The organism is Streptomyces sp. NPDC044044 (assembly GCF_056434405.1).
Genome location: NZ_JBWKFG010000010.1, coordinates 318,074 through 343,495, shown reverse-complemented (window position 1 = coordinate 343,495; position 25,422 = coordinate 318,074). Strand labels below are relative to the sequence as shown.

The 25,422-nt window shown below is 71.1% G+C and carries 21 protein-coding genes; 14 read left to right on the top strand and 7 right to left on the bottom strand.

What is annotated here, in order from left to right:
* Positions 1-47 precede the first annotated feature (47 nt).
* The 10 genes from AC07AG_RS35140 (at position 48) to lgt (ending at position 8,466) form a co-directional block, all read left to right on the top strand.
* On the top strand, positions 48-1,550 hold the full coding sequence (locus AC07AG_RS35140; RefSeq protein WP_478760407.1) for an anthranilate synthase component I: 1,503 nt from the start codon (positions 48-50) through the stop codon (positions 1,548-1,550).
* A complete protein-coding gene (locus tag AC07AG_RS35135) occupies positions 1,534-2,229 on the top strand; it encodes a TIGR02234 family membrane protein (protein WP_478760406.1) in 696 nt (231 codons plus the stop codon). The genes AC07AG_RS35140 and AC07AG_RS35135 overlap by 17 nt, the downstream gene beginning before the upstream one ends.
* A 101-nt stretch (positions 2,230-2,330) precedes the next feature.
* Positions 2,331-2,567, top strand: a complete 237-nt coding sequence (locus tag AC07AG_RS35130) for an HGxxPAAW family protein (RefSeq protein ID WP_478760405.1) — start codon at positions 2,331-2,333, stop codon at positions 2,565-2,567.
* Between the two features lie 98 nt (positions 2,568-2,665).
* Entirely contained in the window at positions 2,666-3,109 is a 444-nt protein-coding gene (locus AC07AG_RS35125) for a DUF2752 domain-containing protein (protein WP_478760403.1), read from the top strand.
* Between the two features lie 185 nt (positions 3,110-3,294).
* Positions 3,295-4,104: an indole-3-glycerol phosphate synthase TrpC gene (gene trpC / locus AC07AG_RS35120; protein WP_249590480.1), complete on the top strand. Its 810-nt coding sequence runs from the start codon at positions 3,295-3,297 to the stop codon at positions 4,102-4,104.
* 9 nt (positions 4,105-4,113) lie between these two features.
* Positions 4,114-4,272: a tryptophan biosynthesis modulator TrpM gene (trpM, locus tag AC07AG_RS35115; RefSeq protein ID WP_478760402.1), complete on the top strand. Its 159-nt coding sequence runs from the start codon at positions 4,114-4,116 to the stop codon at positions 4,270-4,272.
* Positions 4,273-4,411: 139 nt separating this feature from the next.
* Entirely contained in the window at positions 4,412-5,698 is a 1,287-nt protein-coding gene (gene trpB, locus AC07AG_RS35110; RefSeq protein ID WP_478760400.1) for a tryptophan synthase subunit beta, read from the top strand.
* Positions 5,695-6,510 (top strand): tryptophan synthase subunit alpha, encoded by an 816-nt coding sequence (gene trpA, locus AC07AG_RS35105; RefSeq protein ID WP_478760398.1) that lies wholly within the window; start codon positions 5,695-5,697, stop codon positions 6,508-6,510. The genes trpB and trpA overlap by 4 nt, the downstream gene beginning before the upstream one ends.
* A 62-nt stretch (positions 6,511-6,572) precedes the next feature.
* Positions 6,573-7,349: a DsbA family protein gene (locus tag AC07AG_RS35100; protein ID WP_478760397.1), complete on the top strand. Its 777-nt coding sequence runs from the start codon at positions 6,573-6,575 to the stop codon at positions 7,347-7,349.
* A 142-nt stretch (positions 7,350-7,491) separates the two neighbouring features.
* Positions 7,492-8,466 (top strand): prolipoprotein diacylglyceryl transferase, encoded by a 975-nt coding sequence (gene lgt / locus AC07AG_RS35095; protein ID WP_478760395.1) that lies wholly within the window; start codon positions 7,492-7,494, stop codon positions 8,464-8,466.
* 77 nt (positions 8,467-8,543) lie between these two features.
* Here lgt and AC07AG_RS35090 read toward each other — a convergent pair whose 3' ends face one another.
* From AC07AG_RS35090 to AC07AG_RS35060, 7 genes are all read right to left on the bottom strand, one after another.
* A complete protein-coding gene (locus AC07AG_RS35090) occupies positions 8,544-9,377 on the bottom strand; it encodes an HpcH/HpaI aldolase/citrate lyase family protein (RefSeq protein ID WP_478760394.1) in 834 nt (277 codons plus the stop codon).
* The gene (locus AC07AG_RS35085; protein ID WP_478760393.1) at positions 9,374-10,591 is read right to left on the bottom strand and encodes a CaiB/BaiF CoA transferase family protein; all 1,218 of its coding nucleotides are present in this window, start codon (positions 10,589-10,591) and stop codon (positions 9,374-9,376) included. The genes AC07AG_RS35090 and AC07AG_RS35085 overlap by 4 nt, the downstream gene beginning before the upstream one ends.
* The gene (gene rbsK / locus AC07AG_RS35080; protein WP_478760391.1) at positions 10,588-11,496 is read right to left on the bottom strand and encodes a ribokinase; all 909 of its coding nucleotides are present in this window, start codon (positions 11,494-11,496) and stop codon (positions 10,588-10,590) included. The genes AC07AG_RS35085 and rbsK overlap by 4 nt, the downstream gene beginning before the upstream one ends.
* Positions 11,493-12,905, bottom strand: coding sequence for an ADP-ribosylglycohydrolase family protein (locus tag AC07AG_RS35075; protein ID WP_478760390.1), 1,413 nt, complete (start codon positions 12,903-12,905; stop codon positions 11,493-11,495). Before AC07AG_RS35075 ends, rbsK begins: the two co-directional genes overlap by 4 nt.
* Positions 12,902-14,089: an ADP-ribosylglycohydrolase family protein gene (locus AC07AG_RS35070; RefSeq protein WP_478760389.1), complete on the bottom strand. Its 1,188-nt coding sequence runs from the start codon at positions 14,087-14,089 to the stop codon at positions 12,902-12,904. Before AC07AG_RS35070 ends, AC07AG_RS35075 begins: the two co-directional genes overlap by 4 nt.
* Positions 14,055-15,245 (bottom strand): ADP-ribosylglycohydrolase family protein, encoded by a 1,191-nt coding sequence (locus AC07AG_RS35065; RefSeq protein WP_478760388.1) that lies wholly within the window; start codon positions 15,243-15,245, stop codon positions 14,055-14,057. Before AC07AG_RS35065 ends, AC07AG_RS35070 begins: the two co-directional genes overlap by 35 nt.
* 185 nt (positions 15,246-15,430) lie before the next feature.
* Positions 15,431-16,483: an ADP-ribosylglycohydrolase family protein gene (locus tag AC07AG_RS35060; protein ID WP_478760387.1), complete on the bottom strand. Its 1,053-nt coding sequence runs from the start codon at positions 16,481-16,483 to the stop codon at positions 15,431-15,433.
* A 270-nt stretch (positions 16,484-16,753) separates the two neighbouring features.
* Here AC07AG_RS35060 and AC07AG_RS35055 point away from each other — a divergent pair, with 270 nt between their 5' ends.
* The 4 genes from AC07AG_RS35055 (at position 16,754) to AC07AG_RS35040 (ending at position 25,417) form a co-directional block, all read left to right on the top strand.
* Complete coding sequence (locus AC07AG_RS35055; protein WP_478760386.1) at positions 16,754-17,485, top strand: VIT1/CCC1 transporter family protein; 732 nt, start codon at positions 16,754-16,756, stop codon at positions 17,483-17,485.
* 309 nt (positions 17,486-17,794) lie between these two features.
* On the top strand, positions 17,795-22,381 hold the full coding sequence (gene gltB, locus AC07AG_RS35050; protein WP_478760384.1) for a glutamate synthase large subunit: 4,587 nt from the start codon (positions 17,795-17,797) through the stop codon (positions 22,379-22,381).
* A complete protein-coding gene (locus AC07AG_RS35045; RefSeq protein ID WP_478760382.1) occupies positions 22,374-23,834 on the top strand; it encodes a glutamate synthase subunit beta in 1,461 nt (486 codons plus the stop codon). Before gltB ends, AC07AG_RS35045 begins: the two co-directional genes overlap by 8 nt.
* A 281-nt stretch (positions 23,835-24,115) precedes the next feature.
* On the top strand, positions 24,116-25,417 hold the full coding sequence (locus AC07AG_RS35040) for a sugar ABC transporter substrate-binding protein (RefSeq protein ID WP_478760380.1): 1,302 nt from the start codon (positions 24,116-24,118) through the stop codon (positions 25,415-25,417).
* The last annotated feature ends 5 nt before the right edge of the window (positions 25,418-25,422 follow it).

The window sequence follows — 25,422 nt, the reverse complement described above, 5'->3', positions numbered from 1 at the left end:
TCGGCCCGCAACACCGCCTGCCACCCGCACGGCCGTAAGCTCCTCCCATGGATCTCGAGACCTTCCGCAAGCTCGCGAGCGACCGCCGAGTGATCCCCGTCAGCCGCAGGCTCCTCGCGGACGGTGACACTCCGGTCGGGCTCTACCGCAAGCTGGCCGCAGAGCGCACCGGCACGTTCCTCCTGGAGTCCGCGGAGAACGGCCGGTCCTGGTCTCGCTACTCCTTCGTCGGCGTCCGCAGCGCCGCCACCCTCACCACCCGCGACGGCGAGGCCCACTGGCTGGGCACCCCGCCCGTCGGCGTCCCCACTTCGGGTGACCCGCTCGACGCCCTGCGCGCCACCGTCGAGGCCCTGCACACCCCGCACGACCTGGCGTCCGGGATGCCGCCCTTCACCGGAGGCATGGTCGGGTACCTCGGCTACGACATCGTGCGGCGCCTGGAGAAGATCGGCCCCGGCGAGCGGGACGACCTGAAGCTGCCCGAGCTGACCATGCTGCTCACCAGCGACCTCGCCGTCCTCGACCACTGGGACGGCTCCGTCCTGCTGATCGCCAACGCGATCAACCACAACGACCTGGAGACGGGCGTCGACGAGGCGTACGCCGACGCGGTCGCCCGCCTCGACGCCATGGAGGCCGACCTGTCACGGGCCGTCTCCCAGCCCCCGGCCGCCCTGCCGCCTTCCGAGCTCCCGGAGTACACCGCGCTGTGGGGCGGCGAGCAGTACCAGGAAGCCGTCGAGGACATCAAGGAGCGCATCCGCGCGGGCGAGGCCTTCCAGGTCGTGCCCTCCCAGCGCTTCGAAACCCCTTGTGAAGCAAGCGCGTTGGACGTCTACCGCGTACTGCGGGCCACCAACCCCTCGCCGTACATGTACCTCTTCCGCTTCGACGGATTCGACGTGGCCGGGTCGTCGCCCGAGGCCCTCGTCAAGGTCGAGGACGGGCGCGCCATGGTGCACCCCATCGCGGGCACCAGGCCGCGCGGCGCGACCCCGCAGGAGGACCAGGCGCTCGCCGACGAGCTGCTCGCCGACCCCAAGGAGCGGGCCGAGCACCTGATGCTGGTCGACCTGGGCCGCAACGACCTGGGGCGCGTCTGCGAGCCCGGCTCGGTCGAGGTCGTCGACTTCATGTCCATCGAGCGGTACTCCCACGTCATGCACATCGTGTCGACGGTCACCGGACAGGTCGCCGAAGGGCGCACCGCCTTCGACGTCCTCACGGCCTGCTTCCCCGCGGGCACCCTCTCCGGCGCCCCCAAGCCCCGCGCGATGCAGATCATCGACGAGCTCGAACCCTCCCGGCGCGGCCTGTACGGCGGGTGTGTCGGATATCTCGACTTCGCCGGTGACTCCGACACCGCCATCGCCATCCGTACCGCGCTCCTGCGCCAGGGCACGGCATACGTCCAGGCGGGCGCCGGGGTCGTCGCCGACTCCGACCCCGTGGCCGAGGACACCGAGTGCCGCAACAAGGCGGCGGCGGTCCTGCGAGCCATCCACACGGCGAACCGGCTGCGGCGTCCCGATGGACGTGAGGGATAGTGGAGGGGTGACTTCTGCCGTACCACCGCCCCGCACCCAGGCCGCCGACGCAGCCGATGCCGACGCCGAGCCCGAGACCCGGGCCCAGCGCAGCGGTCGCCGCAGCATCGCCGTGGCCCTGCTGTTCGGCGCGGTCGGCGCGGCCCTCACGCTGCTCGCGTCCCGTCAGACCTGGGCGAAGGGCACCGCTTCCGTGGCGGGCGGAGAGCTGCCGCTGAGCGCCACGGGCAGCGACGTCACGGGCGTGCCCGCGGCCCTGGCGATAGTGGGGCTCGCCGCGCTCGTCGCCGTCTTCGCCGTCCGCAAGGCCGGGCGGATGCTGGTCTCGCTGCTGCTCACGCTGAGCGGCGCGGGCACCGTGGCCGCCGCGCTCCTCGCCGCCGACGACAGCGGCGCGCTCGACGAGAAGGCCGCGGAGGCCTCCGGCGACGCCGCCGCGACGATCGGTGATCTCAGCCACACGGCCTGGCCGTACGCGGCGGCGGGCGCGGGCCTGCTGCTCCTGATCGCCGGGCTGCTCGCCCTGACGTACGGCAGGTCCTGGCCCGCGATGTCGGGACGCTACGAACGCGACGGAGCGCCGCGCCCGCGCAAGGCGCCGCCCAAGGTCGACCCGGACCGTCCCGAAGACCTGTGGAAGGCACTCGACCGCGGCGAGGACCCGACGCGCGAGGCATGACCCCGCGTCCGTACCCGCGCGCGGGTACGGGACAATGGAGCGGTGAGCGCTCGGCTCACCCCACGCATCACCACCACGCATACAGCAACGAGGAGCAAGTCATGGCGGGCACGAGCCACGGACACACCCCGGCCGCCTGGACCGGTGTCATCATCGCCTTCATCGGTTTCTGCGTTTCGGGTGCCTTCATGGTGATGGCCAACCCGCTGGGCTTCTGGGCCGGCATGGTCATCATCGCCGCCGGTGGCGTCGTGGGCATGGTCATGCGTGCCGCGGGCCTGGGCCAGGCGAAGCGCCAGCGGCAGCCGCAGGGCCAGCTCGCGCACTCCGAGGGCTGAGGTCCTCACCGACGTACGTGGGAGGCGGTCCCGGCAGGTGCCGGGGCGGCCTCCTTTCGCGTTTCCCTGCCGGGCACAGAGGGGCGCCGAAGGGCACAATGCATCGGGTGAACGCTGAACCCGAGAGCGCGGCACCACCGGCCGGCACCGCACTGCGGCGGCTGGCCGTGCCCGTCGGAGTGCTCGGCTCGGTGATCGCCGCCTTCGCCTACGTCGGGACGGTCGACCCGAACGAACCCGGCCACTACCCCACCTGCCCGCTGCTGCAGCTCACCGGCGTCTTCTGCCCCGGCTGCGGCGGACTGCGCAGCGCCCACGCCTTCATCCACGGAGACCTCACGGCGGCACTGGGCGCCAACGCCCTCGCCGTCGTGGGCTACGGCGTCTTCGCGGTCGTGTGGACCCTCTGGGCGGCCCGCGCGGCGCGCGGACGACGGCTGCGGATCGCGTTGGGGCCCGCACAGCTGTACGGGATCGGGGTGCTGATCGCCGTGTTCACCCTCGTACGCAATCTGCCGTTCGGGGCATGGCTGCACCCTTGATATTTCGAGAAACCGCAGGCAGCAGGGGTGCCGGGTGTCCAGGTCGTGGGACTGGCGTCAACCGGATGCGGGGCCTTCGCCCTCCTGCGGATACCATCGCAGTGACCATCGGAATGCCTGATGAGGCAGCCGAACAGCTTGAGGTTCAAACAGCAGCTTCACCGTCAGGGAAGGGGGCCGCTCGCGTGAGTGTGCTCGACGAGATCATCGACGGAGTCCGTGCCGACCTCGCGGAACGGCAGGCGCGCGTCAGCCTCGACGAGCTCAAGGAGCGCGCGGCCAAGGCTCCCGCGGCCAAGGACGGGGTCGCCGCGCTGCGTGGCGACGGCGTCAAGGTCATCTGCGAGGTCAAGCGCTCCAGCCCGTCCAAGGGCGCGCTCGCCGCGATCGCCGACCCGGCAGGACTCGCGGCCGACTACGAAGCGGGCGGCGCCGCCGTCATCTCCGTGCTCACCGAGGAGCGCCGCTTCGGCGGTTCGCTCGCCGACCTGGAGGCCGTCCGGGCCAAGGTCGACATCCCGGTGCTCCGCAAGGACTTCATCGTCACCTCGTACCAGCTGTGGGAGGCGCGTGCCTACGGCGCCGACCTCGCCCTGCTGATCGTGGCCGCCCTTGAGCAGCCCGCCCTGGAGTCCCTCATCGAGCGCGCCCATTCGATCGGCCTCACGCCGATCGTCGAGGTGCACGACGAGGACGAGGCCGAGCGGGCCGTGGACGCGGGCGCGCGGGTCATCGGCGTCAACAACCGCGACCTCAAGACCCTGAAGGTCGACCGCTCCACCTTCGAGCGCGTCGCGCCCGAGCTGCCGGACAGCGTCGTCAAGATCGCCGAGTCCGGTGTGCGCGGGCCGCACGACCTCATCGCGTTCGCCAACGCGGGCGCCGACGCGGTGCTCGTGGGCGAGTCCCTGGTGACCGGCCGCGACCCGAAGGGCGCGGTCTCCGACCTGGTCGCCGCGGGCGCGCACCCGGCCCTGCGCCACGGGCGGAGCTGACCCCTCCCGATGACCGCCTTCGCCCGCCTCGCACCCGGCTGCCGCCCCCGCGGCTGCCGGGCGCCTGCGCGGCGTGTGCGGGGTCGCCGAGTGCGGTACCACATCGGGGCCGAGCCGGGGCAGATCCCCGGGATGCGATGGCGGAGCGGCGCCTTGTGCGCCGCCTGAACTGAAGAGCCCCGCGCCGTTGCCGGCCAGGGTTCCGTCGCGCCTGCGGCCCGTCCTGGGCTTGTCGCGCAGTTCCCCGCGCCCCTGACGGGGCGCACCACCGCCCGTTGTCATCGCCAGCCCTGACAAGGATCCAGCCATGCCCAGCGAGTTCTTCATCCCGGACCCCGAGGGTCAAATCCCCAGCACCGAAGGCTACTTCGGCGCGTTCGGCGGCAAGTTCATCCCGGAGGCCCTCGTCGCCGCCGTGGACGAGGTCGCCGTCGAGTACGACAAGGCCAAGAGCGACCCCGAGTTCGCCCGCGAGCTCGACGACCTCCTGGTCAACTACACCGGCCGCCCCAGCAGCCTCACCGAGGTGCCCCGGTTCGCCGAACACGCCGGGGGCGCCCGCGTCTTCCTCAAGCGCGAGGACCTGAACCACACCGGCTCGCACAAGATCAACAACGTGCTCGGCCAGGCCCTGCTCACCAAGCGCATGGGCAAGACCCGCGTCATCGCGGAGACCGGCGCCGGTCAGCACGGCGTCGCCACCGCCACCGCCTGCGCGCTCTTCGGCCTCGAATGCACCATCTACATGGGCGAGATCGACACCGAGCGCCAGGCCCTGAACGTGGCCCGCATGCGCATGCTCGGCGCCGAGGTCATCGCCGTGAAGTCCGGCAGCAGGACCCTGAAGGACGCCATCAACGAGGCGTTCCGCGACTGGGTAGCCAACGTGGACCGCACGCACTACCTCTTCGGGACCGTGGCGGGCCCGCACCCCTTCCCGGCCATGGTGCGCGACTTCCACCGCGTCATCGGGGTGGAGGCCAGGCGCCAGATCCTGGAGCGCGCGGGACGTCTTCCCGACGCCGCCGTCGCCTGTGTGGGCGGCGGCTCGAACGCCATCGGCCTCTTCCACGCCTTCATCCCGGACGCGGGTGTCCGGCTCATCGGGTGCGAGCCCGCGGGCCACGGCATCGAGACCGGCGAGCACGCGGCCACGCTGACCGCCGGTGAGCCGGGGATCCTGCACGGCTCGCGGTCGTACGTCCTCCAGGACGAGGAAGGGCAGATCACCGAGCCCTACTCGATCTCCGCCGGACTCGACTACCCGGGCATCGGCCCCGAGCACGCCTACCTCAAGGACAGCGGCCGCGGCGAGTACCGCGCGGTCACCGACGACGCGGCGATGCAGGCCCTGCGCCTCCTGTCGCGCACCGAGGGCATCATCCCGGCCATCGAGAGCGCCCACGCGCTCGCCGGGGCGCTGGAGGTCGGCAAGGAGCTGGGCAAGGACGGGCTGATCATCATCAACCTGTCCGGACGCGGCGACAAGGACATGGACACGGCCGCCCGCTACTTCGGGCTGTACGACACGGACGCCGCCGTCGAGGCGGACGCGGGCACCGGTGCCGCGGAGATCGAGGGGGACGCCAAGTGAGCGGCAACATCCAGCTGTTGGACGAGACCCTCGCCGCGGCCAGGTCCGAGGGCCGATCGGCCCTCATCGCCTACCTCCCGGCCGGGTTCCCGACCGTGGACGGCGGCATCGCGGCCGTCAAGGCCGTCTTCGAGGGCGGCGCCGACGTCGTGGAGGTCGGTCTGCCGCACAGCGACCCGGTCCTCGACGGTCCCGTCATCCAGACCGCCGACGACATCGCGCTCAAGGCGGGCCTGAAGATCGCCGACGTGATGCGCACGGTGCGCGAGGCCTTCGAGGCGACCGGCAAGCCGGTGCTCGTCATGACGTACTGGAATCCGATCGACCGCTACGGCGTCGAGCGCTTCACCGCCGAGCTCGCCGAAGCGGGCGGCGCCGGGTGCATCCTGCCCGACCTGCCCATCCAGGAGTCCGCGCTGTGGAGGGAGCACGCCGAGAAGCACGGCCTCGCGACGGTCTTCGTCGTCGCGCCGAGCAGCAAGGACGAGCGGCTCGCCACGATCACGGCGGCCGGTTCCGGCTTCGTGTACGCGGCCTCGCTGATGGGAGTCACGGGCACCCGCGCGTCCGTCGGCGAGCAGGCGCAGGAGCTGGTCCGGCGCACCAAGGCCACCACCGGCCTGCCGGTCTGTGTCGGCCTCGGCGTCTCCAACGCCCACCAGGCCGCCGAGGTCGCGGGCTTCGCCGACGGCGTGATCGTCGGCTCCGCCTTCGTCCAGCGGATGCTGGACGCGCCGGACGAGGCCGCGGGCCTCGCCGCCGTCCGCGCGCTCGCGGGTGAGCTCGCCCAGGGAGTTCGCGGCAACGCGTAACTCGTATGGGTGGACCTGGGACCGGGGAGGCTGCTCGTGCCTCCCCGGTTCGTTGGCGGGGTGTGAGCGAGAAGAACCGTGAGGGAAAGCGCGCGGCCCGCGACCGGCTGGCGGAAGAGCGAGAGCGGCAGAAGTCGCGGGACAAGCAGCGCAGGGTGTTGATCGTGAGTGCCGCCGTCGTGGGCGTGCTCGCCCTCGCCGCCGTGGCCGGTCTGGTCGCTGCCAACTCGGGTGACGACAAGGAGACTTCGGGCCCCTTGTCCGCCCCCAAGGGGGCCAGCGGCGAGGATCAGCTCGCGATCCCCGTGGGCAAGGAGAGCGCCAAGTCCACCCTCACCATCTGGGAGGACTTCCGCTGCCCCGCCTGCAAGCAGTTCGAGGACACGTATCGCAAGACGATCCACGAGCTCACCGACAAGGGCCAGCTCAAGGTCGAGTATCACCTGGCCACGATCATCGACGGGAACATGGGCGGCACCGGCTCCCTGCGCGCGGCCAACGCGGCGGCGTGCGCCCAGGACGCCGGGAAGTTCACTCCGTACCACGACGTGCTGTTCACGAATCAGCCCCCGGAGACGGACGACGCGTTCAGCAAGAACAGCAAGCTGATCGAGCTCGCGGGCGGGGTGGACGGCCTGGTCACCGACACCTTCAAGAAGTGCGTGGACGACGGCAAGCACGACAGCTGGGCCAACAAGTCGAACCAGGCATTCCAGGAAGCGGGCCTGCAGGGCACGCCGAGCGTGCTGCTCGACGGCAAGAACATCTTCGGTGACCAGAAGAATCCGCTGACCCCGGCGAAGCTGAAGGCGAAGGTGGAGGAAGCCAACCAGGGCTAGCGGCGCCTCGGAGCGGCCTATCCGAGGTTCTCCCAGTCCTCTCCCGGGCCTGGCGCGAGCCTCTGCGACGAGCCCCTGTTATGGAGACGTAGCCGGGCTGGTTGCCTTGGGCACCGCCCGGCACGGTAGCGTCGGACCTGCCATGGACCTTGCCTTCATTCCCAGCCCGTCGCGCGGTGTGGTCGAACTCGGACCCATTCCGCTGCGCGGCTACGCGTTCTGCATCATCATCGGCGTCTTCGTCGCCGTCTGGCTCGGCAACAAGCGGTGGATCGCTCGCGGAGGCCGCCCAGGCACCGTGGCCGACATCTCCGTCTGGGCCGTGCCGTTCGGCCTCGTCGGCGGGCGTCTCTACCACGTGATCACGGATTACCAGCTGTACTTCAGCGAGGGCCGTGACTGGGTGGACGCCTTCAAGATCTGGGAGGGCGGCCTCGGTATCTGGGGCGCGATCGCGTTCGGCGCGGTCGGCGCCTGGATCGGCTGTCGCCGGCGCGGCATCCCGCTGCCGGCCTGGGCCGACGCGCTGGCTCCCGGCATCGCCTTCGCCCAGGCGATCGGCCGCTGGGGCAACTGGTTCAACCAGGAGCTGTACGGCAAGGCCACGGACCTGCCGTGGGCGCTGAAGATCACGTCGGCGGAGGACGGCCGGGTCCCCGGCACGTACCACCCGACGTTCCTCTACGAGTCGCTCTGGTGCATCGGTGTCGGCTTCCTGGTCATCTGGGCCGACCGCCGCTTCAAGCTGGGACACGGCCGGGCGTTCGCGCTGTACGTGGCGTCGTACTGCGCGGGCCGCGGCTGGATCGAGTACATGCGGGTCGACGACGCGCACCACGTCCTCGGCCTGCGGCTCAACGTATGGACCGCCATCGCCGTGTTCGTCCTCGCCGTCGTGTACTTCGTGCTCTCCGCGCGGACCCGCCCCGGGCGCGAGGAGATCGTCGAGCCCGTGCCTGCCGGTCAGGAAGCCGCGGAGGTCGACGACACGAAGCCGTCCCTGAGCAAGGACGTGGAGGACAAGGGCAAGGACAAGGCCGACGAAGCCGAAGCCGACGCCTCTCCGGACACAGGGGACAAGGACAAGGACGGAGCCGGGTCCGCCAAGAAGGGCTGACGCGCTCCACGCTCCGTACGTCGATGGGGCCGCCGGATCACTGATCCGGCGGCCCCATCGCCATGAACCACGCATCGCTAGGGGCGCCGCCGCGCGAGCTCCAGGACTCGCTGCGCCCCCTCCACCACGGCCTTGTCCACGAAGGTGCCGTCCGGGAGTGCCAGGGCGCCCGACTCCGTCGTGGACGCCTTGACGACCCGCTCGGCGTGGTCGATCTCCTCCACGGTGGGGAGGTAGGCGCGCTCGATGGCGGGGAGCTGACGGGGGTGGATCGCGGCGCGGCCCAGGAAGCCCAGGGAACGGCCGTGCGCGCAGGATGCCGTCAGGCCCGCGATGTCACGGATGTCGGTGTACACCGACTGCGCGGGCGGTGCCAGGCCCGCAGCCCGCGCCGCCACCACCACGCGCGCGCGGGACCAGTCGAGGCCCGCGTCGTCACGTACTCCCAGGTCCGAGCGGAGATCCGCCTCGCCGATGGAGAGACCGTGCAGGGCCGGGTGCGCGGTGGCGATGGCGAAGGCGTGCTCCAGGCCCAGGGCCGATTCGATGAGGGCGTGCAGGGCGGGGGCGCCGCCGTCCGCGGGTGCCGCACGCTCCGCGACGCGGACGACGTCGGCGGGACAGGTCACCTTCGGCAGCCGCAGACCGCAGACGCCGGGCAGGTGCGCGATCGCCCGGAGGTCGGCATCGGCAAGGGGCCCGTCCAGGGCGTTCACGCGGACGTGGACCGGGACGGCGTGGGTGTCGGTGAGCAGTTCGGCCGTCGCCGCTCGCGCGTACTCCTTGCGGTCGGGGCCGACCGCGTCCTCCAGGTCGACGATGACGGCGTCGGCGCCAGCGAGCAGCGCCTTCGCGACGACGGACGGCCGGTCTCCGGGCGCGTACAGCCAGGTCAGCGGCGTGTCCTTCATAGCGCGCCCGCCTCGCGCAGGCCCGTGATCTCGCGCCCCGTCAGGCCCAGTTCGGTCAGCACGGCCTCGGTGTCCGCTCCGTGAGGGCGCCCCGCCCAGCCGATCGAGCCCGGGGTCTCGGAGAGGCGGAAGAGGACGTTCTGCATGCACAGCGGGCCGAGCTCCGGGTCGTCGACCGTGGTGACGCTGTCCAGGGCCGCGTACTGGGGGTCGGTCATGACGTCGCGTACGTCCTGGATGGGGGCGACCGCCGCCTCCGCCTTCTCGAAGGCCTCGATCACCTCGGCGCGCGTGTGCCGCGCGATCCAGCCGCCGACCGCCCCGTCGAGCACGTCCGCGTGGGCCGCGCGGTCCGCGCCCGACGCGAACCACGGCTCGGCGATCAGCTCCGGGCGGCCCACCAGACGCATCACGCGCTCCGCGATCGACTGGGCGGACGTGGAGACGGCGACCCAACTGCCGTCCGCCGTGCGGTAGGTGTTGCGGGGCGCGTTGTTCGTGGAGCGGTTGCCGGTGCGGGGCTGCACGTGGCCCAGCTGGTCGTACCAGAGCGGCTGCGGGCCGAGGACCGTGAGGATCGGCTCGATGATCGCCATGTCCACCACCTGGCCCTTGCCCGTCCGGTCCCGGGCCGCGAGCGCCGTCATCACCGCGTACGCCGTCGCGAGACCCGCGATCGAGTCGGCGAGGCCGAAGGGCGGCAGGGTCGGCGGCCCGTCCGGCTCGCCGGTGATCGCGGCGAAGCCGCTCATCGCCTCGGCGAGCGTGCCGAAGCCGGGGCGGCGGGAGTACGGGCCGAACTGGCCGAAGCCCGTGACGCGGGTCAGGACGAGGCGGGGATTGGCCGCGCTCAGCTCCTCCCAGCCGAGGTCCCACTTCTCCAGGGTTCCCGGGCGGAAGTTCTCGACGATCACGTCCGCCGTGGCGGCCAGGCGCAGGAGGGTCTCACGGCCGCCCGGTGCGGAGAGGTCGAGCGTCATCGTGCGCTTGTTGCGGCCCAGGAGCTTCCACCACAGGCCGACACCGTCCTTCGACGGGCCGTGTCCGCGGGACGGGTCGGGCTTGCGCGGGTGCTCGACCTTGATGACCTCCGCGCCGAAGTCGCCGAGCATCGTGGCGGCGAGCGGGCCCGCGAAGAGCGTCGCAAGGTCGAGGACGCGGAGGCCGGTGAGGGGTGCCGTGGGTGCGGTGGTGCCGGTGAGGGGTGCCGTCATGACGCCGTTCCGTTCGCCTGGGTGTCGATCTCGGAGCGGAACGGCATGGACGCCGAAGCTCCCGGACGCTGCACGGAGAGCGCGGCCGCCGACGACGCCCACGCGAGCGCGTCCGGCACGGAGCCGCCCTCGGCCAGTGCCACCGCGAGGGTGCCGACGAACGTGTCGCCCGCGCCGGTCGTGTCCACGGCGGTGACGTGCGGGGCCTCCACCATGACCGGCTCCGCGCCCCGGGCCGCGTACAGGCTGCCGCGCGCGCCGAGCGTGACGACGACTTCGGGGACCTGGGAGAGGAGCGCGTGGGCGGCGGCCCGTGGGTCGGTCAGGCCGGTGAGGGTGGTGGCCTCGTGCTCGTTCGGCACCAACAGGTCGATGGAGGAGAGGAGTTCGGGGGAGAGCGGCCGCGCGGGAGCCGGGGTGAGGATGGTGCGTACGCCGTGCCTGCGCGCGGCCTGCGCGGCGGCGAGCACGCCCTCCACGGGGGTCTCCAACTGCAGCAGGAGGGTGTCGGCGGAGGTGATCAGGCCCTCGTCTCCGGGGGCGAGCGCGGTGAGCGTGCCGTTGGCGCCGGGGATGACGACGATCGCGTTGCCGCCCTCGTCGTCGACCACGATGTGCGCGGTGCCGGTGGGCGCGGTGTCGACGGTGCGCAGCAGGTCGGTGTCGACTCCGGAGTGCTCGAGTGCGGCGCGCAACTGCGTCCCGAAGGCGTCGGCGCCGACCGCGCCGATCATCGACACGGCGTCGGCGCCCGCGCGGGCCGCCGCGACGGCCTGGTTGGCGCCCTTGCCGCCGGGGAGCGTACGGAACTCGCGCCCGGTGACGGTCTCTCCGCGCTGCGGGGCCTTGGCGACGTACGCGACGAGGTCCATGTTCGTGCTGCCGAGCACGGCGATGTGGGTCATGGGCGGGGGGTCTCCTGGATCTCCTGGGCGAATTCGGTGGTGAGGGCCAGTTCGGTGGTGAGGTCCGCGAGGGTGTCGAAGCCGGTGCCGTCGAAGCCGGGGACGGAGCTGGCGAGGCGGTTCTTGAGGGGGGCTGTCCAGCGGTCGGGCAGCGTGTCCGGGTGGCCCGCGAGCAGGCCCGCGATCGAGCCCGCGGTCGCGCCGTTCGAGTCGGTGTCCCAGCCGCCGGAGACCGCGCGGGTGATGGAGCCGGTGAAGTCGCCTTCGGCGTGGGTGAGGGCGGCGGACAGGAGGGCGGCGTTGGGGATGACGTGTACCCAGTGGTGGTGGCCGTAGGCGGCGTGCAGCTCGTCGACCACTTGGTCGAAGTCCGCTGTTCTCGCGGACAGTTGGATGCCGTGACGTACCGCTCGGGCCAGGCGCGAGTCCTGCGGTACGACGGTGAGGCCCGTGCGGAGGCAGTGGTGGACGTCTCCGGTGCCTGCCGCCGCCTCTGCGATGGTGGCCGCCGCGAACATCGCGCCGTACACGCCGTTGGCGGTGTGCGTGAGGCACGCGTCGCGGTACGCGCTGTCGGCTGCCGCCGTGGGGGCGCCGGGGTGCGTCCAGCCGTGGACGTCGGCGCGGATCAGGGCGCCGATCCATTCGCGGAAGGGATTGTGGTGGGTGGCGGTGTGCGGGGGCTCGATGCCGTTGAGGAGGTTGCGGTAGGCGATGCGTTCGGCGGTGAAGGTGCGGGCCGCGGGGAGCTCGTCCAGCCAGAGCTTCGCCACGTCCGTGGTGGTGAAGTCGCTGCCGTGGCGTTGGAGGAGGCGGAGGTTGAGAAGGGGGTAGTTGAGGTCGTCGTCCTCGGGCATGCCGTCGATGTTTTCGGCGAGGGAGGTGTGCGCGGAGCGCTTGTTCCAGGGGTGGGCCGCTGTGAGTTCCGGGGGGAGGCCCTTTTCCGTGAACCAGGTGGTGAGGGGCCAGTTGCCGGTTGCCTTGGCGAGGCTTCTGATGGCGTCGAGGGGGAGCTTCTCCACTGGTTTGCCCAGGAGACAGCCTGCCGCTCTGCCCAGCCAGGCTGCGTGCAGGCGGTGACGGAGGGCTTCCTTTTCCCCGGTCCCGCCCCTTCCCGAAACCGCCTGTAGCGGGGCCTTGTTCTCCGGCGCGGGCTGGTGGGTGGCGCCCTGCGGAACGCCTGCCCACAACGGGGGGAGTTGGGACAGCTCGGCCAGTAGGTCCTCCGCGAGAGCCCTTAGCTGTGGAGAAGGTGAGGTCGGGGACGCGCCCGCTCTTGCCGGGGCCAGGTGGCCGCCCGCTGTCAGCCAGCGGGATTGGATCGCGCTGGTGTCCTTGCCCTCCTCCTGCGCCTGGCGGAGTTCGTGGCCCACCAAGTCCTCCGGCTGGACCCAGGTGAGGCGGATCATGGGGTGGCCGTCAGGGTCGCGTACGCCGACTCGTGGGCGCGGCGGCGCCGTACGTCGCGGGTGAAGATCTCCTGGGTGACCTCCGTGAGCGTCCTCGCGGGGGCGTGCAGGTCCAGGCGGCTCGCCTCCGCGACCGTCTTCGACCACTCGGGCGGTGCGCCCGAGCCCAGAGCGCCCGCGATCGCGCCGCTCATCGTGGCGATGGAGTCGCAGTCGCGGCCGTAGTTGACCGAGCCGAGGACCGTGTGGCGGTAGTCGCCGTCGCCCACCAGGAGCATGCCGAGCGCGATCGGGAGTTCCTCGATGGCGTGCAGGCGGGAGGGGCGGCGTGCGCCGAGGGACGGGGCGCGGTAGTCCGTGCCGACCGTGTCGAAGGGGGTGACGGCGGTGCGCAGGGGGACCAGCGCCGACTCGAAGTCCCGGTAGTGGGCGGCGACTTCGGCCACCGATTCGATCGCGGCCCGCGTTCCGTCCTTCGCGAGGGAGAGGGCGGTGTCGATCACCGAGGTGGGCGTCGCGCCCGGCGCGCACGCCGCAGCCACCGCCGCCGCGAAGACCGCCGCCGCCTCACGTCCGTACGACGACTGGTGCGCGCCCGCGATGTCGAGGGCCTCGGCGTACGCACCCTCCGGGTTCGCGGCGTTGACCAGGCCGACCGGCGCCATGTACATCGCCGCACCGCAGTTGACGATGTTGCCGGTGCCCGCCTCGCGCGGGTCGACGTGGCCGTAGTGGATGCGGGCGACGATCCACTTCTCGGCGAGGAAGATCCGGTGGAGGGGGATCGTCTCCGATTCGAGTTCGGGGATCCAGCGGGGGTTCGTCATGAGGTCGGGGACCAGGTGGTCGGCGACCGCGTAGGCGTCCAAGTGGTCGCGGACGGCGGCGTACACGCGGATGAGCGCGTGCGTCATCAAGGTGTCGTCGGTGACGTTCCCGTCGCCCTTGTGGTACGGCGCGATGGGGCGGGCGGTGCGCCAGCGGTCGCCGTTCCAGGGTCCGACGATGCCGTGTACGCGACCGCCGTGCCGTTCGACGATCTGCTCGGGGGAGTAGCCCTCGACCGGGCCGCCGATGGCGTCGCCGACGGCGGCTCCGACCAGGCAGGCGGTGATGCGGTCGGGGAGAGGCAGGTCGGTGGGGGGCAGTTCAGCGGGGCGTGTCCGGGGTGTTGATGGCGTCATGTCGGAATTGTCCTCCCGGAGTGGTCAGTTCCGTGGCTGCCAGGCGCCCGGCGAGTTCCACCAGGTCCGTGCCCGCGAGGCGGGGGAGGGCGCACCCGGAGAGGGTGCGGCAGGCGTCGCGCCAGGCCTCGGGGATGGCGGAGGCCGTGCCGAGCGCACCGGTCAGCGCGCCGGCCAGGGCGGGTGCGGAGTCGGCGACGCGGGAGAGGCAGGCGGCGGCGGGCACGGCGTCGCGGATGCGGCCGCGGGCCGCGGTGGTCAGGGCGAGGGCGACCGGGACGGTCTCGGCGGCGGCGATGCCGTAGCTGTAGACGTGGTCGACGATCTGGTGCTCCAGGAGGGGGACGAGGCCGAAAGCGCCGTCCTCCTCCGCCTGGGTGCGGGCGAGTTTGACGGCGTGCCAGGCGTTGCGGCCGATCTCGGTGTGCTCGGGGAGCTGGGCCAGGGCGGCGTCCACCGTCGCGTCGACGTCCCAGCCGCCGAGTGCCGCCGCGATCGCCGCGGCCATGGCGCGGGCGCCGTGCACGCCGTCGCCGTCCTGGGTGTAGCGGGCGTCGAACTCGGCCAGTGCGGCGGCCTGTTCGGGGTCGCCCGGGTGGACCAGGGCGAGGACGCAGGCGCGTACGCAGGCGGCGTCGTCGAAGAAGTGGGGGTTGTCGTGACCGGTGGCGGGTGGGCGCAGGCCTGCGGCGAGGTTGCCGAGGCCCGCGCGGACGGAGATGCGGGCGCGGAGGGGGAGTACGGCGGACTCGACCTCGGGGGCGCGGGCCGCTGCGGCGGCGATTGCTCCCGCGAGGTTGTTCCAGGCGCGGTCCAGGGCTGCGCGCATGCGGCGGTCGGGGCTCAGCTTGGCGCTGAGGGGGCCTCCATCCGCTGCGCGGAGCAGTGCCTGGGCGGTGAAGGCCGCCCATTCGGCGTCGTCGGACGGGCCGAGGCGGAGGGGCTCCGGGGGTTGGTTCAGGGCGATGGGTACGGGGAGGGTGGTGGTGGCGTTCTGCTCGGCGAAGGTGTCCAGTTCGCGGGTCAGTCTGCGGGTCCACTCGGGCATGCGGGCGGCGCGGTGCCTGGCCGCGGGCCAACCGGCGGCGTCGCCTGCTGCCAGGCCCAGCAGCAGGCCCTCGATCTGCCGAGCGCCTGGTTCATCCGGACCCGGCATCAAGGGCTGTGCCCACCCGTCCCGCCCAGCGGAACGCCTGCCCACGGCGGGGGCGGCGGGGGCCTCGGCAGCGGGAGCCGCTGCGGGGTGAACGGGTGGGTGGCCGGGAGAGATCCGCCGCGAAGCGGCGGGCTTGTCCTCGGGCGAGGCGGCCCCAGGCCACGACGTGGCAGGCTCGTCGCCGCTCATGAGACCCCCCGGTCGGAAACAAGCAGTTCCGCGACGTCCAGCACGTGCTGCCCCCGCATCGAGGGGAGGCAACTGCCCCGCGCAGGCCCGATCGCGGCCGCCCACGGCGGTGGAATCACCGAGGCACCGCAGGTGGCACCGGCCAGCGCGCCCGCCACCGCCGCGGTGGTGTCCGCGTCCCGGCCCATGTTGACGGCGGTCAGCACCGCCTCCGGGAACCGGCCGGAGGCCGCCGCGTACGCCCCGAAGGCGAGCCCCACCGCCTCGGGGGCGAGGTCGGTCCAGGGGTAGCCGCCGATCACCACCGCGGAGCGGACCGCGCGTTCGCCGCGGTGGGCCACCGCCACCGCCCGCCGCAGCGAACGGGACGTCCAGCAGTCCATCGGGATGACGGACAGGGCCGCGGCCACCACGGAGTGCACCGGCGCCCCGCCCATCGCGGCCGCGACCCCCGCGGCCACCGCCTGCCCGCCGTAGATGCCCTCGCCGTCATGGCTGACCGAGCCGTCGATCGCGACGAGCCGGGCCGCTTCGGCCGGCCGGCCCGGGGCGAAGACCCCGAACGGGGCGGCCCGCATCGCGAGGCCGTCGCTCCACGCGTGCCGGTGCTGCGCCGAGATGGGCGCCGCGAGGCCACGGCGCAGGTTCTCCAGCGTGCCGCGTTCGCTGAAGCCCGCGCCGCGGAAGGGTCCTTCGTCGAGGTCCGCGATCCACTCGTGCCAGGCCGCCTCGACATGCGCGACGGTGAGCGCGGAGCCGTGCCGGGCGAGGAGGAGCCCCGAGAAGATCGCGTACTCGGTGTCGTCCGTGCCCGCCGGATGTTCGGCGACGTACCCGGTGATGCGTCCCCAACGGCGGCGGATCTCCGACGGCTTCATGTTCTCGGCGGGCGCGCCCAGCGCGTCGCCGACCGCGAGGCCGAGAAGCGCGCCGCGCGCCCGCTCTCTCAGGCCGGTCACTCCGGTCGCTCCGGTCGTTCCGGTCGTTCCGGTTGCCCCGGCCACTCCGGTCGTTCCGGTCACTCCAGTCACACCGGTCAAGCCCGTCATGCTGTGCCTCCTGGTGCCGAGACGTGTGCCTGCAGTCGCTGGCTGCGTCTGCCTGCGTCTCTGTCTGCATCCCTGCCACGCGGCACCCCCGACGCGAGCATCCGGGACACCGAAGTCACCCCTCCGACCCATGCGATCACCGGTTCGAGGAACCCGTGTTCACCGGTTCGAGGACCTCGCGTTCACGCAGGTAAGTACGGCCTTCCTTGCTGGCGAGAGCGATTTTTCGCGCGTACTTTCGAGATCGTCCAAGCACTGAGGGGGCCCATCATGGCGATCATCGAGACCGAAGCGACGCTGCACGAGGCACATCGCGACAACCACACCCACCGCGACGTCAACGGCGGCTGGCTGCGCCCCGCCGTCTTCGGCGCGATGGACGGCCTGGTGTCCAACCTGGCCCTGATGACCGGTGTCGCGGGCGGAGCCGTCTCGCAGCAGACCATCGTCGTCACGGGCCTGGTCGGCCTCGCCGCGGGCGCCTTCTCCATGGCGGCGGGCGAGTACACCTCCGTCGCCTCGCAGCGTGAGCTCGTCCAGGCCGAACTCGACGTGGAGCGGCGGGAGTTGCGCAAGCACCCCGCGGACGAGGAGAAGGAGCTCGCCGCGCTGTACGAGTCGCGCGGTGTCGAGCCGAAGCTCGCCCGCGAGGTCGCCAAGCAGCTGTCCAAGGACCCCGAGCAGGCCCTGGAGATCCACGCGCGCGAGGAGCTGGGCATCGATCCCGGCGATCTGCCCTCGCCGACCGTCGCCGCGGTCTCCTCCTTCGGCGCCTTCGCGCTCGGCGCCCTGCTTCCCGTGCTGCCGTATCTGCTCGGCGCCGACACGTTCTGGCCGGCGCTGCTCCTCGCCCTGATCGGGCTCTTCGCCTGCGGTGCCGTCGTGGCGAAGGTGACCGCGCGTTCCTGGTGGTTCAGCGGACTCCGGCAGCTCGCGCTCGGTGGCGCCGCGGCCGGTGTGACGTACGCCCTGGGCAGCTTGTTCGGTACCGCCGTAGGATGAACCCTTGCAGTCCTATGCGGGGCCATGCATAAGTAGTCGTTACTCGGCGGTTTCGAGTCCTTAACCACCGGGCATGAGCCGTAAGCGCTGCGGGCAATGAGGCCTGTGCCGCTCTCGGGCCCTCGGTCATGGATCTGTCCGCATTGGTCCTCTCCTTGTCGCTCTCCACACCTTTGAGCGATGTCCACATGGTGGAATGAGCTATCCGCTTTTCGAGAAGCGTTCCATCATGTAACCTGCACGAAATTTTGCCTGGGCCAACGTCGTCCCTCGCTTTTTGCCTATGCCACGACGACGACGGGAGAGCCAATGCGTACGCACGCCTGGTCGCCCATGGACGGTCGCCCCGCCCCTCAGGGCATGTACGACCCCCGTAACGAGCACGACGCCTGTGGTGTCGGGTTCGTGGCCACCCTCACCGGTGTAGCCAGCCATGAGCTGGTCGAACAGGCGCTGACCGTACTGCGCAATCTCGAACACCGTGGTGCCACCGGCTCCGAGCCCGACTCCGGCGACGGCGCCGGAATCCTGCTCCAGGTCCCGGACGCCTTTCTGCGCGATGTCACCGGCTTCGCGCTCCCCGAGGCCGGCGCGTACGCCGTCGGCATCGCCTTCCTGCCGGTCGACACGGCGGGCACGACCGATGCCGCCGTCTCGCAGATCGAGACGATCGCTTCCGAGGAAGGCCTGACGGTCCTCGGCTGGCGCGACGTTCCCGTCGCCCCCGAGCTGCTCGGAGCCACCGCACGCTCGACGATGCCGGTCTTCCGGCAGATCTTCGTGGCCGACGGCGAGAGCACCGGCGTCGCGCTCGACCGCAAGGCCTTCGTCCTGCGCAAGCGCGCCGAGCGTGAGGCAGGGACGTACTTCCCCTCGCTCTCCGCCCGGACCATCGTCTACAAGGGCATGCTCACCACCGGCCAGCTGGAGCCGTTCTTCCCCGACCTGTCCGACCGCCGTTTCGCCACGGCCGTCGCGCTCGTCCACTCGCGCTTCTCCACGAACACGTTCCCGAGCTGGCCGCTCGCGCACCCCTACCGCTTCGTCGCGCACAACGGCGAGATCAACACGGTCAAGGGCAACCGGAACTGGATGCGGGCGCGCGAGTCGCAGCTCGCCTCCGACCTGTTCGCCTCCGCCGGCGAGCGCAGCACCGACAAGCTCGACCGCGTCTTCCCGATCTGTACGCCGGACGCGTCCGACTCGGCGTCCTTCGACGAGGTGCTCGAACTCCTCCACCTCGGTGGACGTTCGCTTCCGCACTCGGTCCTGATGATGATCCCCGAGGCGTGGGAGAATCACGGCTCGATGGACCCGGCCCGCCGCGCCTTCTACCAGTACCACTCCACGATGATGGAGCCCTGGGACGGCCCGGCCTGTGTCACCTTCACCGACGGCACCCAGGTCGGCGCCGTTCTCGACCGCAACGGCCTGCGTCCGGGGCGCTACTGGGTCACCGACGACGGACTCGTCGTCCTCGGCTCCGAGGTCGGCGTCCTCGACATCGACCCCGCGAAGGTCGTCCGCAAGGGCCGCCTGCAGCCCGGCCGGATGTTCCTCGTCGACACCGCCGAGCACCGCATCGTCGAGGACGACGAGATCAAGGCCGCCCTCGCCGCGGAGAACCCGTACCAGGAGTGGCTGGAAGCCGGCGAGATTGAGCTCTCCGACCTGCCCGAGCGCGAGCACATCGTGCACACGCACGCCTCCGTCACGCGCCGCCAGCAGACCTTCGGCTACACCGAGGAAGAGCTGCGCATCATCCTCGCGCCGATGGCCAAGTCCGGCGGCGAGCCGCTCGGCTCCATGGGCACGGACACGCCGATCGCGGCCCTCTCCGAGCGCCCGCGGCTGATCTTCGACTACTTCACGCAGCTGTTCGCGCAGGTCACCAACCCGCCGCTTGACGCCATCCGTGAAGAGCTCGTCACCTCGCTGCACTCCTCGCTGGGCCCGCAGGGCAACATCCTGGAGCCGACCGCCGCGACCTGTCGCAGCGTCACGCTGCCCTTCCCGGTGATCGACAACGACGAGCTCGCCAAGCTCATCCACATCAACGCCGACGGCGACATGCCCGGCATGACGGCCGCGACCCTCTCCGGTCTCTACCGCGTCAGCGGCGGCGGCGACGCCCTCGCCGCCCGTATCGAGGAGATCTGCACCGAGGCCGACGCCGCCATAGAGGCAGGCGCCCGCCTGATCGTGCTCTCCGACCGGCACTCCGACGCCGAGCACGCGCCGATCCCCTCGCTGCTGCTCACCGCGGCCGTCCACCACCACCTCATCCGCACGAAGCAGCGCACCCAGGTGGGCCTGCTCGTCGAGGCGGGCGACGTCCGCGAGGTCCACCACGTGGCCCTCCTCATCGGCTACGGCGCCGCGGCGGTCAACCCGTACCTCGCCATGGAGTCCGTCGAGGACCTCGTCCGCGCCGGGACCTTCCTGCCCGGCATGGAGGCCGAGCAGGCCATCCGGAACCTGATCTACGCGCTCGGCAAGGGCGTCCTGAAGGTCATGTCCAAGATGGGCATCTCGACCGTCGCCTCCTACCGCGGCGCGCAGGTCTTCGAGGCCGTCGGCCTCCAGGAGAACTTCGTCGCGAAGTACTTCGTCGGCACGACCTCCAAGATCGGCGGAGTCGGCATCGACGTCGTCGCCCAGGAGGTCGCCGCCCGGCACGCCAAGGCGTACCCGGTCTCCGGCATCGCGTCGGCGCACCGCGCGCTCGACATAGGCGGTGAGTACCAGTGGCGCCGCGAGGGCGAGCCGCACCTCTTCGACCCGGAGACGGTCTTCCGCCTGCAGCACTCCACGCGCAACCGCCGCTACGACATCTTCAAGAAGTACACGGACCGCGTGAACGAGCAGTCCGAGCGCCTCATGACGCTGCGCGGCCTGTTCAACCTGAAGTCGGACCGCCCCTCGATCTCCATCGACGAGGTCGAGTCGGCCGCCGACATCGTCAAGCGGTTCTCGACCGGCGCCATGTCGTACGGCTCGATCTCCCGCGAGGCGCACGAGACCCTCGCCATCGCCATGAACCAGCTGGGCGGCAAGTCCAACACCGGTGAGGGCGGCGAGGACGCGGACCGCCTCTACGACCCGGCCCGCCGCTCGTCCATCAAGCAGGTCGCATCCGGCCGCTTCGGTGTGACCTCCGAGTACCTGGTCAACGCGGACGACATCCAGATCAAGATGGCCCAGGGCGCCAAGCCCGGCGAGGGCGGCCAGCTGCCAGGACACAAGGTCTACCCGTGGGTCGCCAAGACGCGTCACTCGACGCCGGGCGTGGGCCTGATCTCCCCGCCGCCGCACCACGACATCTACTCCATCGAGGACCTGGCCCAGCTGATCCACGACCTGAAGAACGCGAACCCGCAGGCGCGGATTCACGTGAAGCTGGTCTCCGAGGTCGGCGTCGGCACGGTCGCCGCGGGTGTCTCCAAGGCGCACGCCGATGTCGTGCTCATCTCGGGTCACGACGGCGGTACGGGCGCATCCCCGCTCACCTCGCTCAAGCACGCGGGCGGTCCCTGGGAGCTCGGCCTCGCCGAGACCCAGCAGACGCTGCTGCTCAACGGCCTGCGCGACCGCATCGTCGTCCAGACCGACGGCCAGCTCAAGACCGGCCGTGACGTCGTCATCGCCGCGCTGCTCGGCGCCGAGGAGTTCGGTTTCGCGACCGCGCCGCTCGTCGTCTCCGGCTGCGTCATGATGCGCGTCTGCCACCTGGACACCTGCCCGGTCGGCATCGCCACGCAGAACCCGGCGCTGCGCGAGCGGTTCTCCGGCAAGGCCGAGTACATCGTCAACTTCTTCGAGTTCATCGCCGAAGAGGTCCGCGAGATCCTCGCCGAGCTCGGCTTCCGCACCATCGAGGAGGCCGTCGGCCACGCCGAACTCCTCGACACCGAGCGCGCCGTCAACCACTGGAAGGCGCAGGGCCTCGACCTGGAGCCCCTCTTCCACGTGCCCTCGCTGCCCGGCGGCGCCGTGCGCCACCAGATCGCGGTCCAGGACCACGGCCTGGAGAAGGCGCTCGACAACGAGCTGATCAAGCTCGCCGCCGACGCGCTCTCCGCCTCCAGCGCGACCGACGCCCAGCCGGTCCGCGCCCAGGTCGCGATCCGCAACATCAACCGCACGGTCGGCACCATGCTCGGCCACGAGGTGACGAAGAAGTTCGGTGGCGCGGGCCTGCCCGACGACACCATCGACATCACCTTCACCGGCTCGGCGGGCCAGTCGTTCGGCGCGTTCGTGCCGCGCGGTGTGACCCTGCGCCTGGAGGGCGACGCCAACGACTACGTCGGCAAGGGCCTCTCCGGCGGCCGCGTCATCGTCCGCCCGGACCGCGGCGCCGACCACCTCGCCGAGTACTCGACGATCGCGGGCAACACCATCGCGTACGGCGCGACCGGCGGCGAGCTGTTCCTCCGTGGCCGCACGGGCGAGCGGTTCTGCGTCCGCAACTCCGGCGCGACGGTCGTGTCCGAGGGCGTGGGCGACCACGGCTGCGAGTACATGACCGGTGGCCACGCGGTGGTCCTCGGCGAGACAGGACGCAACTTCGCGGCCGGTATGTCCGGCGGCATCGCGTACGTCATCGACCTCGACCGGGACAACGTCAACCCCGGCAATCTGGGTGCCGTCGAGGCCCTGGACGACTCCGACAAGCAGTGGCTGCACGACGTCGTGCGCCGCCACCAGGAGGAGACGGGCTCGACCGTCGCCGAGAAGCTGCTCGCCGAGTGGGACACCGCCGTGGAGCGCTTCAGCAGGATCATCCCCAGCACGTACAAGGCAGTGCTCGCCGCCAAGGACGCCGCCGAGCGAGACGGTCTCTCGGAGAACGAGATCACCGAGAAGATGATGGAGGCGGCGACCAATGGCTGATCCCAAGGGCTTTTTGAACCATGGCCGCGAGGTCGCGCAGACCCGCCCGGTCGGCGAGCGCGTCCAGGACTGGAACGAGGTCTACGTTCCGGGCTCCCTCCTCCCGATCATCTCCAAGCAGGCCTCGCGCTGCATGGACTGCGGTATCCCGTTCTGCCACCAGGGCTGTCCGCTGGGCAACCTGATCCCCGAGTGGAACGACTTCGCGTACCGCGAGGACTGGTCGGCCGCCTCCGAGCGGCTGCACGCCACGAACAACTTCCCGGAGTTCACCGGGCGCCTGTGCCCGGCGCCCTGTGAGTCGGCGTGCGTGCTCGGCATCAACCAGCCGGCCGTCACCATCAAGAACGTCGAAGTCTCGATCATCGACAAGGCCTGGGACGCCAACGACGTGCTGCCGCAGGCGCCCGACCGCCTGTCCGGCAAGACGGTCGCCGTCATCGGTTCGGGCCCGGCGGGCCTGGCCGCCGCCCAGCAGCTGACGCGCGCCGGTCACACGGTCGTCGTGTACGAGCGCGCGGACCGCATCGGCGGCCTCCTGCGCTACGGCATCCCCGAGTTCAAGATGGAGAAGCGCCACATCAACCGCCGTATCGAGCAGATGCGCGCGGAAGGCACCAAGTTCCGTACGGGCGTGGAGATCGGCCGCGACATCGACGCGGTGAAGCTGCGCAAGCGGCACGACGCGGTGGTCATCGCCGCGGGCGCCACGATGGCACGCGACCTCCCGGTCCCCGGCCGTGAGCTCAAGGGCGTCTACCAGGCGATGGAGTACCTGCCCCTGGCCAACAAGGTCCAGGAGGGCGACTACGTCACCACGCCCGTCTCCGCCGAGGGCAAGCACGTCGTCGTCATCGGCGGCGGCGACACCGGCGCGGACTGCGTGGGCACGGCCCACCGCCAGGGCGCGGCGTCCGTGACGCAGCTGGAGATCATGCCGCGTCCGGGCGAGGAGCGGGCGGCGGGTCAGCCGTGGCCGACCTTCCCGATGCTGTACAAGGTGACCTCCGCGCACGAGGAGGGCGGCGAGCGGGTCTACTCCGTCTCGACCACCCACTTCGAGGGCGACGAGGACGGCAACGTCCAGTTCCTGCACCTCATCGAGGTCGAGTTCATCGACGGCAAGCTGACGCAGAAGCCGGGCACGGAGCGCAAGATCCCCGCCCAGCTGGTCACGCTTGCGATGGGCTTCACGGGTACGGACCGCGAGAACGGTCTGGTGGACCAGTTCTCCCTGGACCTCGACGAGCGGGGCAACGTCGCCCGCGACGCCGAGTTCCAGACGAACGTCCCCGGTGTCTTCGTGGCCGGTGACGCGGGCCGCGGGCAGTCGCTCATCGTCTGGGCGATCGCCGAGGGCCGTTCCGCCGCGCGGGGCGTGGACCGATTCCTGACCGGTGCGAGCGACCTGCCGTCGCCGATTCGACCCACGGACCGTTCTCTGATGGTCTAGTCCCTGCGGCACAACCCCATATTCGTCCCGTACAACGGCGTACGGAACTGATGCGACGCCCGCCTTGTCCCCGACCGGACTGGGGCGGGCGTCGTGGCGTTTCCGGGCCACGGTGACGTACCCGTGCGTTGCAGCGTGCGCAACATGCATTGCTTGCAACGCAAATTACGTTTCGGCCCCGCTAGCCGAATGGGTCTAGACCGCACCGAGCCCCTGTGTCCACAATCGCTCCCACGAACGGATCGGCGCAGGAACCAGCACGAACCCATGAGGGGGCCGGTATGAAGCGACGGGTCATCGCGGCAAGTATCGCCATGACGCTCGGACTGACCGCGACGGCATGCGGCAGCGATGACGGGAGCGACAGCGGCGACAAGGCCACCGACGGCAAGGGCAAGACCCTCACCGTATGGATCATGGAGGGGACCAACCCCGACGCCAGGCCCTTCTTCAAGGAGGCCGAGAAGGCGTTCCAGAAGAAGACCGGTGCCAAGATCCACGTCGAGTACCAGCAGTGGGCCACCGCGCAGAAGAAGTTCACCACCGCCATCGAGGGCGGCGCGGACCAGGTCCCGGACGTGGCCGAGGTCGGCACGACCTGGGTGCCGCAGTTCGCCGAGACCGACGCGCTCGTCGACGTGACCGACGAGGTCAAGAAGTCGGGTCTCAACGACGACCTCGTCGAGGGCCTCAAGGACGCGGGCACGCTCGACGGCAAGCAGTACGGCATGCCGTGGTACGCGGGCGTACGCAGCATCGTCTACCGCAAGGACATCTTCGAGAAGCACGACCTGAAGGCACCGACCACCTGGAAGGAGCTCCAGTCCGCGGCCAAGACGCTGAAGGCCAAGGAGCCCAAGATGATTCCCTTCCCGGTCGCGGGCGGCGCCGAAATGTTCGCCACCCCCTTCATCTGGGGCGCCGGAGGCGAACTCGCCACGGAACAGGGCGGCAAGTGGAAGTCGGGGATCAATTCCCCCGAGGCGGTCAAGGGCATCGAGTTCTACACCGGGCTCGCCACCAAGGACAAGGTCTCCCCGGCCAAGGTCAACACCTGGACGGAGAAGGAGGTCGGCGACGCCTGGGGCAAGGGCGAGGTCGCCATGTCCGTCAACGGGAACTGGACCCCGAAGGCCATCGTCGAGGCCAACCCGGACCTCAAGGGCAAGCTCGCCGCCGTGCCGATCCCCGGCCAGACCGGCGGCATGAGCAAGTCGTTCCTCGGCGGCTCCTACCTGTCCACGTTCAACACGGACAAGAAGGACCTCGCCTGGGAGTTCGTGAAGATGCTGACCACCGGTGACTTCGCGGCCAAGTGGGCCGAGGAGACCAACTACTTCCCGGGTCAGAACTCCGAGCTGAAGAAGATCGAGGCGAAGAAGGACCCGCTGGTCGAGCCGTTCGCCAAGCAGATGCTGGAGGCCGGCGCGACCGTCCCCAAGACCAAGGCGTACGGCGAGATCCAGGCGTCGAAGGTCATCCCCGGCATGGTGCAGTCCATCCTGACCGGGAAGTCCTCCGTCCAGGAGGCGGCGGACAAGGCCGCCAAGGACATGGACGCCATCTTCGCCAAGGACAAGTAGGCAGG